Origin of the sequence: Phaeospirillum tilakii, from assembly GCF_042683125.1 — a bacterium.
In the GTDB taxonomy this organism is placed as follows: domain Bacteria; phylum Pseudomonadota; class Alphaproteobacteria; order Rhodospirillales; family Magnetospirillaceae; genus Phaeospirillum; species Phaeospirillum tilakii.
On the sequence record NZ_JBHUIY010000008.1, the window covers coordinates 1 to 15,105 of the forward strand.

A 15,105-nucleotide genomic window follows, 5' to 3' on the forward strand; every position below is an offset into this window, starting at 1 on the left:
GCCGCCCGCGCGTCCGCCGACCCGGCGGCGGCGGCGGGGCCGGGCGGATGGCTGGCGCCACCGGCTCGGCCGGCTGTGGCGCGGGCTCAACCGGGTGCCGTCGCCGCTGCTGACCCTCGGGCTGGTGGCGGTGGTGGCGGGCGGTCTGTTCCTGGTCAATCTGGCCCATTGGGTGATCCGCAAGCCGAGCGAATTGCTGGCCCCGGTCAGCGATCTGATGGTCAAGAGCCCGGCCGAGACCTGGGCCGCCTACGGCAAATGGTTCCGCGCCTATGCCACCGCCCGGGTGCCGGCCGAGCTGCTGGCGGCGCTGGCCCAGATCGAGAGCGCCGGCAATCCGGCGGCGCAGACCTACTGGCGCTGGAGCCCCGGCGCCGACGACCTGTTCGGCCTCTACCGCCCGGCGTCGAGTTCGGTCGGGATGTTCCAGATGACCAGCCCGGCCTATGCCGACGCCCGGCGCGGCTGTGTCCGCGACCATGTGGTGGTGCCGCGCGGCGATCCGCGCTGCCCGGTCGAGGACGAACCGCTGCGGATCCTGCCGTCCCATGCGATCGAACTGACGGCGGTCTATCTCGATCGCGGTGCCGGCCGGCTGCTGGCCAGCCATCCCGGCGCGGTGTCGGCGCGGCAGCGGCGCGATCTGGCCGCCCTGCTGCATCTGTGCGGCCCCGGCCCGGCCGGGGCCTTCGTCCGCCGGGGCTTCCGCCTCGCCCCGGGCGAACGCTGCGGCGATCACGACCCCGCCGCTTATCTGGCCGAGATCGAGCGCCTGACCGCCCAGTTCCGCCGCCTCGCCGACGCGGCGGAGTGAGGCTGGTGTCGGGTTCCTGAGGGGAAGACCATTCGCGGGCTGTGCCCGCCCCCGCCAAGGGGCTCGCGCATGTCGAGCCGCTGCTGGCCGAGATCGCCGCGGATGATACCGCCCGCGTCCCCACTTCCATCCGGCGCCCGCAATCCTCTTGCGCCGGCCGGGGCTTTGGGCGTATCTCTCGGTTCAGACAATTAGGTTCCTAACCATGACCAATCGGGTTCCCCCCCCCCGAACCGGTCGCGCCCTGTCCTCCGGAACGGCGCGATTTCGGCCTGCGGATGCTGTTGCTGGCCCGCCGCTGGCGCAACGCGGTCGATGCCCATCTGCGCGATTTCGGCGTGACCTCGGCCGGGTGGCGGGCGCTGTTCCATCTCGGCGAGCGTCAGGGCTGTCTGCGGCCGTCCGAACTGTCCGAGGCGCTGGAGATGGAGCGGCCGTCGCTGACCCAATTGCTCGACCGCCTCGAGGCGACCGGGCTGGTCGAGCGTCGCGCCGACCCGGACGACCATCGCTGCAAGCAGGTGGTGCTGACCCCGGCCGGGCAGGAGATCCACCGCCGCACCGTCCAGGTCAACGGGCTGGTCGCCAGCCGTCTGCTGCACGATGTCAGCGACGCCGAGTTGGCGGTGGTGATGTCGGTGCTGGCGCGGATCACCCGCAACATCGCCGCCGACGAGGCGGAGCGGGGCCGGACCGGACGGGGGTGACGCCGCCGATGACCCGTTTCGCCGCCCTCGATCCGCTCTGGCAACGGCTGCGGTCCTGGCCGCGTCCGCTGGTCGGGCTGTTGTCCGCCCACTGGAAGCATGCCGCCCGCACCGTCGCCGCCGCGCTGTCGGCGCTCGGGATCGCCTACGCCCTCGAACTCGACATGCCGTTCTCGGCGGCGGTGACGGTGATGCTGGTCGCCCACCCGGTGCACGGGATGGTGCTGTCGAAAAGCATCAACCGCTTCCTCGGCACCCTGGCCGGGGCGCTGGTGTCGGTGGTGCTGATGGGGGCGTTCGCCCAGACCCCCGAGATGTTCATGCTCGGCCTCAGCCTGTGGATGGGCGCCTGTACCTTCGCCTCGACCCTGTTGCGCAATTTCCGCTCCTACGGCACCGTGCTGGCCGGCTACACCGTGGTGCTGATCGCGATGCCGGGGGTCGAGGCCCCCGACACCATGTTCCATCTGGTCGCCAACCGGGTGTCCGACGTCACCATCGGCATCGTCTGTTCCGGGCTGGTGGCGGCGCTGTTCACCTCGCGCTCGGCCGAACGCGGGCTGCGCCACAAGCTGCGCGGCGGCATGCTCGATCTGGTCGATTACGCCGGGCGGGCGCTGCGCGATCCCCAGGCGGACGGCCGCAGCGCCGAGGCGATCCGCCGCCGTCTCGCCGCCGAGATCGTCGCCCTCGACAGTCTGGCCGAATTCGCCGCCGCCGAATCCGCCGCGATCGCGCCGCTGCGCGACACGCTGCGGATCGGGTTGGCGGCGATGCTGGGGGTGCTGGCGGCCGGGGCCTCGGCCGAGGAGGCGCTGCGGCGGCTGCCCCGGACCGAGGGCGGCCATCTCGCCGATCCCGGGCTGGCCCGCGCCGTCACCGACTGCCTCGGCCTGCTCGGCGAACTCGCCATCGCCCTCGGCCATCCCGATTCGCCCGCCCGCGCCGGCGAACTGGCCGCGCTGCGCCAGCGTCTGCTGGCGCTGGCGCAGCGGATCGAGGCCGGGATCGACCCGACCCGGCTGCCCGATCTGGTGGCGCGCGACCGGCTGGCCGAACTGCTCGACGAACTGCGCGCCACCCTGGGCGGGCCGATCGCCCTGGCCGCGCCCCCGGCCGGGCCGGGCCGCGCCGTTCCGCTGCCCGGGGCGGAGGAGGACCGCCGCCGCGCCGGGCGGTTCGGCTTCCATCTCGACTGGCGCGGCGCCGCGATCAACGGCGTCCGCGCCACCCTGGCGACCTGGGTCGCCGGGGCGGTGTGGATCCTGACCGCCTGGCCCTATGGCTGGATGATGGTGGCGATGGTGGTGCCCAATGCCGGCCTGCTGGCGATGCGCGACCATCCCGAGCGCGACGCGGTCGAACTGACCAAGGGCTGCCTGCTCGCCGCCTTGCTCGGCTGGGTGTCGCTGGCCTATCTGCTGCCGCTGTTCGACAGCTTCGCCGGGCTGTGTCTGGTGATCGGCCCGATCCTGTTCCTGGCCGTGCTGCTGTCGGTCAATCCGGCCACCGCCTTCATCGGCGTCGGCGTCTCGGTGTTCTACCTCACCCTGCTGACCCCCTCGAACCCGATGGTCTACAACGCGTCGCTGTTCCTCAACAGCGCCCTGCCGACGGTGGGCGGGGCGGCGCTGACGATGGTGGTGTTCCGGGTGGTGCTGCCCAACGATTTGCGCGGCCATGTCCGCGCCATCGTCCGGGCGATGCGGCGCGACATTCTTGACCTGCTCAACCGCGATGTCGCCCCGAGCGACTGGGAGACCCGCATGCATGACCGGATGATCCGTCTGATCGGGCGGATGCGCGCCGCCGAGATGAACCATGCCGAGCTGATCCGCGGCGGCTTCGCCGCCCTGCGCATCGGCCGCGAGGTGATCCGCGCCCGCCGGCTGCACGCCGGCTTTCCCCCCGGCGGGCTGGTCGATCGGCTGATCGAGCCGTCGCGCCATGCCCTGGCCCGGATCGACCGGGCGCCGCGCGCGACGGTGCGGGCGCTCCGGCTGTCGGCCAACGGCCTCCTGACCGTCGCGGCGCACGAGCAGCCCGAGCGCGCCGCCGAACTGGGGGCGATCGCCGCCTCGCTGCTGGAGGTGGCGATGCTGGTCGGCCGCAACCGCCGCTTCTTCCAGTCGGGCGGGCGCGGTCTGGCGCGGGGGCTGCCATGCTGAAGGAAATCGACCTGACCGGGATCTATGTCGGCCCGATCATCCTCTACATGCTGATTTCGATCCCGATCTTCCTCGCCGTGCGGCTGCTGCTGTCGCGGATCGGGTTCCTGTCGTTCGTCTGGCACCCCGCCTTGTTCGAGATCGCCCTGTTCGGGATCATTCTCGCCTTGGTGGTGTCGCTGCGCTGAAGGGTGCTGTCATGTCCTGGTTCCGTATGGTTGTGCGCGTCGCCATCACCGCCCTGCTGACCCTGATCGCCTGCGATCTGGTCGCCGCGCTGTGGCACCATTACATGATCGCGCCCTGGACCCGCGACGGGCGGGTGCGGGTCGAGACGGTCGAGATCGCCCCCGAGGTCGCCGGGGTGGTGGCCGAGCTGCGGGTGCGCGACAACCAGACCGTCCACAAGGGCGACGTGCTGTTCACCATCGATGCCGACCGCTTCCGCATCGCCGCCGACAAGGCGGCGGCGGTGGTCGAGAGCCGGCGGGCCGAGGCGGCGCTGGCGGCGGCCAAGGCCGAGCGCCGCGCCCGCCTCAGCGATCTGGCCGGCTCGGTCGAGGAGAAGCAGCAATACGCCTCGGCGGCGGCGATGGCCGAGGCCAATGTCCGCGAGGCCGAGGCCGAACTGGCCGATGCCCGGCTGGCGCTGGCCAAGACGGTGCTGCGCTCGCCGGTCAACGGCTACGTCACCAACCTCAAGCTGCGGGCGGGCGATTACGTCACCCCGGGCAAGACCGCGCTGGTGGTGGTGGACAAGGAAAGCTTCTGGGTCGCCGCCTATTTCGAGGAAACCAAGCTCGGCATGGTCCGGCCGGGGGTGCCGGTCCAGGTGCAGATGATGGGCTACGACCACCCGGCCCGGGGCCATGTCGAGAGTCTGGCCTGGGGCATCGCCGACCAGAACAGCGAGGCCGGGGCGGGCGGGCTGGCCAACGTCAACCCGGTGTTCACCTGGGTCCGTCTCGCCCAGCGCCTGCCGGTGCGGGTGGTGCTCGACGAGGTGCCGGGCGAGATCCATCTCGCCGCCGGGATGACCTGTTCGGTCAATGTCGAGGAACGGGAAAATCTCAAGACCGAGGCCGGCTTCCTGCCGCATTGGCTGAAGGTCAACCTGTTCTGATGGCAGGGGTTGCCGGGACCGCTCCCGGCCCTCACATCAGGGGCGGCCGCCTTTCGCCCTCGGCGGGACTCGGCCACCCTCGGGCGAACACCCCAGGTTGGGGCGTCGCAACGGAGGTGAATCTAAATTAATTTTGATCCGCGCCTCCCCCGCCTTATGGTGCCCCGAGGCGCAACGACCGAAGAGCAGGAGGCCGCAATGCAGGGTCAGGCCAGCAAGATCGCGTTTCATCTTGCCGATTCCCGCCAGGGTGCGCGGTGCCGGACGACCGGGGCGCGCCGGCCGGGGGCCTATGCCGGCAATGCCGAACCTCCGCTCGACGAACTGGTCAATGATCCGATCGTGCGCGGGCTGATGGCCCGCGACGGGGTCGCCCTCGACTCGCTGTGCGGCCTGATCGCCGAGGTCCGCCGCCGGCTGGCCTGATCCCGGCCGCCCTTTGAAATGATCCGCTCGGCGGCCGGTAAGCCCGCGCGGCGTTTGCGCGTCACCGTCTCGGCATGAAATGACCCCTTGGGTCATTTCATTGGCCGGGCGGTATGAGCCTCGCCGACGCGGTTTCCGGTCCGGCGGCGTTTCGCGCTATGATCGCGGCGGCGCCGTGCCGGCGCCGGACAGAGGCGAGGCACCGCGTTGACCCATACCGATTCCGCCGGGCCGGCGGACCCGCTGCGCGCAGCGTTCGACCGTCATCGCGCCGGGGCGCTGGCCGAGGCGGTGGCGCTGTATCGCGCCTATCTCGACCGCCGCCCCGACAGTTGCGAGGGGCATTATCTGCTCGGGCTGTGTCATGCCCAGCGCCATGAATTCGCCCCGGCCGAGGCCTGCCTCGCCGCGGCGGTGCGGCTGCGGCCGGACGACCCGGTGCTGCTGCGCAGTCATGGCAACATCCTCAAGATGGCCGGCCGCCACCAGGAGGCGGTGGCCCGCTTCGACGCCGCGCTGGCGCTCGATCCCGCCTCGGCCGAAACCCACCGCTGCCGCGCCTTGTCGCTGAAGGGGCTGGGGCGGTTCGACGCGGCGCTGGCCGCCTTCGGCGCCGCGCTGGCGGTCGAGCCCGACCATGTCGAGACGCTGGCCAGCCGCGCCAACCTGCTGGTCGAGCTGGGCCGCCCCGAGGCGGCGCTGGCCGATTATGACCGCGCCCTGGCGCTGCGGCCCGATTTCACCGAGGCCCACAACAATCGCGGCGTGGTGCTCAACGGTCTGGGCGCCTATCGCGAGGCGATGCTGAGCTTCTGCCAGGCGCTGACGCTGCGCAAGGATTACCCCGAGGCCTACAACAACCGGGGCATCACCTTCAAATCGCTGGCCAAGTACGAGATGGCGCTGCGCGATTACGACACCGCGCTGGCGCTGCGCCCGTCCTATCCCGAGGCCCACAACAACCGGGGCAACGCGCTGAAGGAGATGCGGCGGCTGGAGGAGGCGCTGCAAAGCTTCGAGCGGGCGATCGCGCTGAAGCCCGATTACGCCGAGGCCTACAACAACCGGGGCGTGGTGCGGGCCGACCTCCAGCAGACCGAGGAGGCGATCCACAATTACGACCGCGCCATCGCGCTCCGGCCCGATTACGCCGAGGCCCATTTCAACCGCGCGCTCAGCCAGCTGCAACTCGGCCGCTTCGCCGAGGGCTGGTCCGGCTATGAATGGCGCTGGCGCAATCCCAATCTCTGCCTGTCGGCGCAGCCGCTGCCGCTGCCGCAGCCGCCGTGGCGGGGCGGGGAGGATCTGGCCGGGCGCACCCTGCTGCTGCATGGCGAGCAGGGGCTGGGCGACGCGATCCAGTTCTGCCGCTATGCCCGGCTGGCGGCGGCGCGCGGCGCCCGGGTGGTGCTGGAGGCCGACCGCCCGCTGGTCCGGCTGCTGAGCGGGCTCGACGGCGTCGCGCAACTGGTGGGGCGGGGCGAGGCGCTGCCGGCGTTCGACCTGCATTGCCCGCTGCTCAGCCTGCCGCTGGCGTTCGGCACCACCCTCGACACCATCCCGGCCGCGCCATCCTATCTCGCCGCCGATCCGGCCCTGGTCGAACGCTGGCGCCACCGCCTCGGCCCCGCCACCGGGCCGCGCATCGGCGTGGTGTGGAGCGGCAGCGCCAGCCACCGCAACGATGCCTGCCGGTCGCTGCCGCTGGCCGCCTTCGCCGCGCTGATCTCGCCCCGGTTCGAGTTCCTCTGCCTGCACCAGGAGATCCGCGACGCCGACGCGGCCCAGGCGGCCGACACCCCCGGCCTGCGGCTGTTCTGCGACGACATCGAGGATTTCGCCGACACTGCCGCCCTGTGCGCGCTGTGCGATCTGGTGATCAGCGTCGATACCAGCGTCGCCCACCTCGCCGCCGCGCTGGGGCGGCCGACCTGGGTGGCGCTGCCGTTCAATGCCGACTGGCGCTGGCTGCTGGAGCGGCCGGATTCGCCCTGGTATCCCTCGCTGCGGCTCTATCGCCAGAGTGTCGCCGACGGCCTGCGCGGCGATTGGGGCGCGGTGCTGGCCGCGCTCGGCGCCGATCTCGCCGCCCGCTTCGGCGACGCGGCGGCGGTGGCGAAAGGTTGACGTAAGCATCCGTCCGTAAGCCCTCCCGCTCCTGGTGTGTGCGGACGAAAGGGCAGGGCGCGATGGGCGGCAACATCCGGTCTTGGGGAGCGGTCTGGCTCGGTCTCGGGCTGCTGGCGGTGGCGGCGGGGCCGGTCCGGGCCGAGGAGGGCGAGGCGGCGCCGGCGGCGGACGAGGCGCGGGTCAGCGAGGATTTCTCGCTGCACGGTCAGGCTACCAGCACCTATCAGGTCAAGCCCGACTTTCCCTCGGCCTATCAGTCCGGCAACAGCCTCGACCACAAGTTCCAGGCGCGCGACAGCAACACCGTCACCCTGTTCCTCGGCGCCCGGCTGTGGCGGGGGGCCGAGGCCTATGTCGATCCCGAACTGTCGGAAGGCTACGGCCTCAGCCACACCTACGGGCTGGCCGGCTTCAGCAACGGCGAGGCGCAGAAGGGCGGCTCGCTGTGGCCGAAATATTATCCGGCGCGCTATTACCTCAAGCAGGTGATCGGCCTGGGCGGCGAGCAGGAATGGATCGAGGGCGGGGCCAACCAGCTGGCCGGGTATCAGGACGTGTCGCGGCTGACCCTGGTCGGCGGCGGCTTCGCCGCCTCGGATTTCTTCCAGACCAACAGCTACGCCAACGATCCGCGCGCCAATTTCACCAATTGGGCGCTGTGGGAATCCGCCGCCTGGGACGTGCCGGGCAATCAGAAGGGCTACACCCGGGGCCTGTACGCCGAACTCAATCAGGCCGATTGGGCGCTGCGCTACGGCGCCTTCGCCGTGCCCAACAGCCTCAACGCCTCCGACGTCACCTTTGGCGGCGACCGCACCCTCAGCCAGGCGGTCGAGATCGAGGGGCGGGGCAGCCTCGCCGGCCGGCCGGGCAAGCTCAAGCTGATGGGGTTCTACACCCGGGCGGCGATGGGCGATTACCGCGCGGCGCTGCGGCTGGTCGCCCAGGGGGCCGACGCCGCCGCCGCGCTCCAGCGCACCCGCCAGCCCGGTCATGAGAAATTCGGCTTTGCCGCCACCGCCGAGCAGGAGATCGCCGACGAACTCGGCCTGTTCGCCCGATTGTCGTGGAACGACGGCCGCAACGAGGAATGGGGCTTCACCGATGCCGATGCCAGTCTGGCCGGCGGGGCCAGCCTCAAGGGCGGGCGCTGGGGCCGGCCCGACGACACCGTCGGGCTCGGCGCGGCGGTCAACACCATCACCGCGGCCCACCGCGCCTTCCTCGCCGCCGGCGGCAGCACGATTCTGCTCGGCGACGGCGGGCTCAGCTATGGCCACGAGGTCGATCTCGAAGCCTATTACGCCGCCCGGCTGCTGCCGTTCCTGACCCTGACCGGCGATTACCAGCTGATCGACAACCCCGGCTACAACCAGGATCGCGGCCCGGCCCAGGTGTTCGGCGGCCGCCTGCACGCCGAATTCTGACCCCCCGCGCCCTGCTCGTGAAAGTCGGATGTAAGGTGGGGCGGGGAAGATCCCGCCGGCGCGGCGCCCGGCCGCGCTGACGCCGAACCGGAGGGGAGTCCCCACCATGTCGAAGCTGCTCCGTTGGCCGGTGGCCGCCGCCGTCGCCGCCGCCCTCGGCCGCTGCTGGCGGTCGCGGGTCCGCCGCCGCGCCGGCCTGTTCCTGCTGCTGCTGGTCGGCTCCTGCCTCGGGCTGGTGGTGATCCAGCGCCCCGCGCCGGCCCCGGCGGCCCTGGCCGAGCCGGTGGTCAGGCCGGGCTGGTTCCGCCCGACCCCGGGGCAATGGGCCGGGCTGGCGCTGGCCCCGGCGACGGCGGCGCGGTTCCAGCCGGCCGAGCAGGCCGACGGCCGCATCGCCGCCAACGACGACACCACCACCCCGGTGTTCTCGCCCTATTCCGGCCGGGTGACCCGGGTGTTCGCCAGCGCCGGGGCGGTGGTGCGGCCGGGCGACCCGCTGTTCGCGATCGAGGCCAGCGAGTTCGTCCAGGCCCAGAACGACCTGATCGCGGCGGCGGCGGGGCTGGCCACCGCCGAGGCCCAGACCCGGCTGGCCGAGAGCGCCGAGCAGCGCGCCCATGCCCTGGTCGAGGCGCGGGGCGGGGCGCTGAAGGACTGGCAGCAGGCCCAGCTCGACCTCGCCAGCGCGCGCGGCGGCGAACGCACCGCCCGCATCGCCCTGGCGGCGGTGCGCAACCGGCTGCGCATCCTCGGCAAGAGCGCGGCCGAGATCGCCCGGCTGGAGCATGGCGGGGCGGCGATGCCGGCGGAATCGGTGGTGCGCGCCCCGATCGGCGGCACCGTGCTCAGCCGTCAGGTCGGGGTCGGCCAGTACATCGTCAGCGGCGCCAGCGGCGGTTCGAGTCCGGTGTTCACCATCGGCGACCCGGCCACGGTGTGGCTGGTCGCCAACGTGCGCGAGGCCGAGGCCGGGGCGATGCGGGTCGGGCTGCCGGTGGCGGTGCGGGTGCCGGCCTATCCCGGCCGGGTGTTCCAGGCCCGGCTCAGCTATGTCGCCACCGCGTTCGATCCGGCCACCCACCGCCTGCCGGTGCGGGCCGAGATCGCTAACCCGGACGGGGCGCTGAAGCCCGAGATGTTCGCCCGTTTCCGCATCGACACCGCCCAGCCGGTCGAGGCGGTGGCGGTGCCGGCGGCGGCGGTGGTGCGCGAAGGCGAGACCGCCCGGGTGTGGGTGGCCGATCCCGCCAATCGGACCCTGGCGCTGCGCCCGGTCACCACCGGGCTCGATCAGGACGGGCGGGTCGAGATCCGCTCCGGCCTCGCCGTGGGCGAGACGGTGGTGGTCAGCGGCGCGCTGTTCATCGACCGCGCCGCCAGCGCCGACTGAGCGAAGCGGAACCTTGAAAAAGGCTCATTTCGTGGGCTCCGCCCACCCCCGCCAAGGGCCGCAAGGCCCTTGGATCCCCTTGGTGGTCGGGCGCGGACCTGCCTGTCAGCTTGGGCGCGGGTGTCTGCCGCGCGAAGGGCAAGGAAAGGGATCCAAGGGCCTTCGGCCCTTGGCGGGTGCGGGCGGAGCCCGCGAATTCTGGGGGCCTCGCCCCGGTTGGGAATGGCTTTCCGGCCCGAATGAGACTTGCTGGAGCGGAGTTGCGGGATGAATGCGCTGGTCAACCTCCTCGTCGCCTTCTCGCTGCGGCAGCGGGTGCTGATGGTCCTGCTGCTGCTGGCGCTGATCGGCGCCGGGGTGGCCGCCTTCTTCCGCCTCAACATCGAGGCCTATCCCGATCCGGTGCCGCCGCTGGTCGATATCGTCACCCAATCCTCGGGGATGTCGGCCGAGGAGATCGAGCGCACCATCACCATCCCGATCGAGATCCAGATGGCCGGGATCCCCCATGTCCAGGCGATCCGCACCATCTCGCTGTTCGGCCTGTCCGACGTCAAGGTCCAGTTCACCTACGATTTCACCTATCAGCAGGCCGAGCAGTGGGTGATCAACCGCCTCAGCCAGTTGCCGGCGCTGCCGGGCGGGGCCCAGCCGGCCCTGTCGCCGGAAAGCCCGATCGGCGAGATCTTCCGCTACCGGCTGGTCGGTCCGCCCGGGATGGGGGTCACCGATCTGCGCACCATCGCCACCTGGATGCTGGAACGCCGCTTCAAGGCGGTGCCGGGGGTGGTCGATGTCAACAGCTGGGGCGGCAAGAGCAAGACCTATGAGGTCGCGGTCGATCAGGACCGCCTCGCCGCCCATGGGCTGACCCTGCCGCAGGTGCTGACCGCGCTGGGGGCCGCCAACACCAATGTCGGCGGCCAGACCATCACCATCGCCGAGCAGGCGGCGGTGGTGCGCGGCGTCGGCCTGATCCGCTCGGTCGCCGACATCGCCGGGGTGGTGCTGTCGGCCAATAACGGCGCCCCGGTGCGGCTGGGCGACGTGGCGACGATCACCGTCGGCCATCTGCCCCGCCTCGGCATCGCCGGGATCGACGACGACGACGACATCGTCGAGGGCATCGTGCTGATGCATCGCGGCGAGCGCAGCAAGCCGACCATCCAGGCGGTCGAGGCCGAGGTCGAGCGGATCAACGCCTCCGGCCTGCTGCCGCCCGGGGTGCGGATCGAGCGGATCTACGACCGCAGCGACCTGATCGCCCTCACCACCCGCACCGTGGTCGAGAACATGGTGATGGGGATCCTGCTGGTGTTCCTGGTGCAGTGGGCCTTTCTCGGCAATCTGCGGAGCGCCCTGATCGTCGCCGCCACCATTCCCTTCGCCCTGTTCTTCGCGGTGCTGATCATGACGGCGCGGGGCGAATCCGCCAACCTGCTGTCGGTCGGCGCGATCGATTTCGGCCTGATCGTCGATGCGACGGTGATCATGGTCGAGAACATCTTCCGCCATCTGGCCGAAAGCCGGGCCCAGCGCTGGGGCGACGGCTCACGGCTGCACCGACTGCGGACCCGGCCCGGCTTTCCCGGCAAGCTCGGGGTGATCATCCATTCCGCCACCGAGGTCAACCGCTCGATCTTCTTCTCGGCGGCGATCATCATCGCCGGCTTCCTGCCGCTGTTCACCCTGTCGGGGGTCGAGGGCCACATCTTCGGGCCGATGGCCAAGACCTACGCCTACGCCATCGCCGGCGGGCTGATCGCCACCTTCCTGATCGCCCCGGCCCTTAGCGCCCTGCTGTTCCCCGACGAGATGGAAGAGCGCGACACCCCGCTGGTGCGCGGGCTGCACCGGCTCTACGACCCGCTGCTGGCTTGGGCGCTCGACCATCGCCGCTCGACCCTGGCCGGGCTCGGCCTGCTGCTGGTGGCGACGGTGATCTGCGTGCGCGGGCTGGGGCTGGAATTCCTGCCCCATCTCGAGGAGGGCAATCTGTGGATCCGCGCCACCCTGCCGCTGTCGGTCTCGCTGGAGGCCGCCAATCCCCAGGTCAACGCGATGCGGCGCGAGATCAAGAGCTTCCCCGAGGTGCAGACGGTGGTGTCGCAGAACGGCCGTCCCGACGACGGCACCGACGCCACCGGCTTCTTCAACGCCGAATTCTTCGTCCCGCTGAAGCCGGCCGAGGCGTGGCGGCCGGGCTATGACAAGGAGCGGCTGACCCGCGAGCTGGGCGCCCGGCTGGCCGAACGCTTCCCCGGGGTCGAGTTCAGCTTCTCGCAATATATCGAGGACAACGTCGCCGAGGCCGCCTCGGGGGTGAAGGGGCAGAACTCGGTCAAGCTGTACGGCCCCGATCTCGCCGTGCTGGAGCGCACCGCCCGCCAGATCCGCGAGGCGATGCGCGGGGTGGCCGGGATCGAGGACCTGTCGATCCTGGAGGCGCTCGGCCAGCCGACCCTCCAGATCGAGGTCGATCGCGCCGCCGCCGCCCGCTACGGCCTCAATACCGGCGACGTCACCACCACCCTCCAGGCGGCGATCGGCGGCCAGAGCGCCGGCAATCTCTACGAGGACGGCAGCGACCGCAATTTCCCGATCATTGTCCGCCTCGCCCCGGCCGAGCGGTCGAGCCTCGACGCGATCCGCCGCCTTGCCATCGGCGCCCCCGGTCCCGACGGCACCACGATCCAGGTGCCGCTGGCCGAACTGGCGCGGATCCGGCTGGTGTCGGGCGCCTCGTTCATCTATCGCGAAAACCAGGAACGCTACATCCCGATCAAGTTCAGCGTGCGCGGCCGCGATCTCGGCGGCGCGGTGCTGGAGGCGCAGCGGCGGGTGGCCGAGCAGGTCACCCTGCCGCCCGGCTACCATCTCGACTGGGTCGGCGAGTTCGGCGAATTGCAGGAGGCGATGGCCCGCCTCGCCGTGGTGGTGCCGCTGGCCCTGCTGCTGATCCTGATCCTGCTCTACCTCAATTTCGCGACCGTCTCCGACACCCTGCTGGCCGCCAGCGTGATGCCGATGGCGCTGATCGGCGGGCTGTTCTCGCTGGCGGCGACCGGGACCCCGTTCAGCGTCTCGGCGGCGATCGGCTTCATCGGCCTGTTCGGCATCTCGGTGATGGAGGGGATCATCGTCGTCTCCTTCTTCAACCAGTTGCTCGATGACGGGCTGGAACGTCGCGCCGCGCTGCTGCGCGCCTGCCGCACCCGGCTGCGCCCGGTGATGATGACCTGCATCGCCGCCTGCGTCGGCCTGCTGCCGGCGGCGCTGTCGAGCGGGATCGGCTCGCAGGTGCAAAAGCCGCTGGCCCTGGTGGTGGTCGGCGGGATCCTGCTGGCCCCGGCGCTGATCCTGGTGATCCTGCCGGTGCTGATCGACCTGTTCTCGCGTCATCCCGCCCCGGAGCCCACGCCATGACCCGTCTGCCCCTGCCGCCCGCGCGGGCGCTGCTGCTCGCCTTGGCCCTGGCCGGCTGCGTCGGCCCCGATTTCGTCCGGCCCGAGCCGCCCGCCGCCACCGCCTACCAGCCCGGCCCGCCGCCGGAGCGGACCGCCGCCGCCGAGGCCGGCGGCGGCGGCGCCCAGCGGCTGCTGGCCGGGGCCGAGGTGCCGGCGGAGTGGTGGCGGCTGTTCGGCTCGGCCGACCTCGACCGGCTGGTGACCCGGGCGCTCGACGCCAACCCGACGGTGGCGGCGGGCGAGGCGGCGCTGAAGGCGGCCCAGGCCGCGACCGAGGCCCAGCGCGGCGGCTGGTGGCCGACCCTGACCGGCTCGTTCACCTCGACCCGGACCAAGACCGCGCAGGCGGTGTCGGCCAACACCACCTCGACCGCGCCGGTGGCCAGCCTGCACACCGCCCAACTGAGCCTGTCCTATGCCCCCGACGTGTGGGGAGGGGTGTGGCGCCAGGTCGAGGGGCAGGAGGCGGCGGAGGAGGGGCAGCGTTTCCAGCTGGCGGCGGTGCGGCTGACCCTGGCCGCCGACGTGGTGCTGGCGGCGGTCAACGAGGCGATGCTGCGCGACCAGATCGCCGCCCAGGAGGAGATCGTCGCGATCGAGCGCGACGTGCTGGCGATCCAGCGCCGGATGGCCGGGCTCGGCCAGAGCGCCGAGGCCGACGCGGTGATGCAGGACGCCGCTTTGGCCCAGGCCGAGGCGGCGCTGCCGCCGCTGCGCCAGCAACTCGCGGTGCAGCGCGACGCCCTGGCCGCCCTGACCGGCGCGACCCCCGACCAGCCGCCGGCCGAAACCTTCACCCTGGCCGGGCTGCATCTGCCCGAGACGGTGCCGGTCAGCCTGCCGGCCCGGCTGGTCGAACGCCGTCCCGACATCCGTCAGGCCGAGGCGGCGCTGCACGCCGCCACCGCCGCGATCGGGGTGGCGATCGCCGACCGGCTGCCGCTGCTCAACCTGACGATCGATGCCGGCAGCGCCGCCTCGCTGCTGACCGGCAAGGATCACGGCTATGCCCCGGCCAAGACCGCCTTGTTCACCCCCGGCACCGGGTTCTGGGGGCTGGGGGCGGGGCTGTCGCAGCCTTTGTTCGACGGCTTCACCCTGGCCCGCCGCCAGGATCAGGCCGAGGCCGAGGCCGAACAGGCGGCGGCGCTCTACCGCGCCACCGTGCTGGCGGCGCTGCAATCGGTCGCCGACGCCCTCCAGGCGCTGCAAGCCGATGCCGATACCCTGCGCGCGGCGCGGCGGGCCGAGGCGGCGGCCACCGACAGCCTGACGATCGCCCGCCGCCAGCTCGATCTCGGCGCGGTGGCGCCGCTGGCGCTGCTGACCGCCGAACAGACCGCGTTGCAGGCCCGCGCGGCACGGATCCAGGCCGAGGCCAACCGGCTGGCCGATACCGCCCGGATGCTCCAGGCCCTCGGCGGCGGCTGGGGGTGAGGGCGCGAAGGAGCAG

Annotated in this window: 11 protein-coding genes; all 11 read left to right on the forward strand. The window is 71.9% G+C overall.

Annotated elements, in window-relative coordinates; all coding sequences use genetic code 11:
* The coding region (locus ACFSNB_RS05735; RefSeq protein ID WP_377315078.1) for a hypothetical protein at positions 1-814 on the forward strand (814 nt) is incomplete at its 5' end.
* A 278-nt stretch (positions 815-1,092) separates the two neighbouring features.
* Positions 1,093-1,521: a MarR family winged helix-turn-helix transcriptional regulator gene (locus ACFSNB_RS05740; protein WP_377315079.1), complete on the forward strand. Its 429-nt coding sequence runs from the start codon at positions 1,093-1,095 to the stop codon at positions 1,519-1,521.
* An 8-nt stretch (positions 1,522-1,529) separates the two neighbouring features.
* Positions 1,530-3,689: an FUSC family protein gene (locus ACFSNB_RS05745; protein ID WP_377315080.1), complete on the forward strand. Its 2,160-nt coding sequence runs from the start codon at positions 1,530-1,532 to the stop codon at positions 3,687-3,689.
* Positions 3,683-3,877 carry a DUF1656 domain-containing protein gene (locus ACFSNB_RS05750; RefSeq protein ID WP_377315081.1) on the forward strand — a complete coding sequence of 65 codons (195 nt, stop codon included), beginning with the start codon at positions 3,683-3,685 and terminating at the stop codon, positions 3,875-3,877. Before ACFSNB_RS05745 ends, ACFSNB_RS05750 begins: the two co-directional genes overlap by 7 nt.
* 11 nt (positions 3,878-3,888) lie before the next feature.
* Entirely contained in the window at positions 3,889-4,812 is a 924-nt protein-coding gene (locus ACFSNB_RS05755; RefSeq protein ID WP_377315082.1) for an efflux RND transporter periplasmic adaptor subunit, read from the forward strand.
* Positions 4,813-5,010: 198 nt separating this feature from the next.
* The gene (locus tag ACFSNB_RS05760; protein WP_377315083.1) at positions 5,011-5,238 is read left to right on the forward strand and encodes a hypothetical protein; all 228 of its coding nucleotides are present in this window, start codon (positions 5,011-5,013) and stop codon (positions 5,236-5,238) included.
* A gap of 207 nt (positions 5,239-5,445) precedes the next feature.
* Complete coding sequence (locus tag ACFSNB_RS05765) at positions 5,446-7,365, forward strand: tetratricopeptide repeat protein (protein WP_377315084.1); 1,920 nt, start codon at positions 5,446-5,448, stop codon at positions 7,363-7,365.
* Between the two features lie 62 nt (positions 7,366-7,427).
* The gene (locus tag ACFSNB_RS05770) at positions 7,428-8,795 is read left to right on the forward strand and encodes a carbohydrate porin (protein ID WP_377315085.1); all 1,368 of its coding nucleotides are present in this window, start codon (positions 7,428-7,430) and stop codon (positions 8,793-8,795) included.
* Between the two features lie 106 nt (positions 8,796-8,901).
* Complete coding sequence (locus ACFSNB_RS05775; protein WP_377315086.1) at positions 8,902-10,185, forward strand: efflux RND transporter periplasmic adaptor subunit; 1,284 nt, start codon at positions 8,902-8,904, stop codon at positions 10,183-10,185.
* Between the two features lie 267 nt (positions 10,186-10,452).
* Positions 10,453-13,611 (forward strand): efflux RND transporter permease subunit, encoded by a 3,159-nt coding sequence (locus ACFSNB_RS05780; protein WP_377315087.1) that lies wholly within the window; start codon positions 10,453-10,455, stop codon positions 13,609-13,611.
* Complete coding sequence (locus ACFSNB_RS05785; RefSeq protein ID WP_377315088.1) at positions 13,608-15,089, forward strand: efflux transporter outer membrane subunit; 1,482 nt, start codon at positions 13,608-13,610, stop codon at positions 15,087-15,089. Before ACFSNB_RS05780 ends, ACFSNB_RS05785 begins: the two co-directional genes overlap by 4 nt.
* Positions 15,090-15,105: the final 16 nt, after the last annotated feature.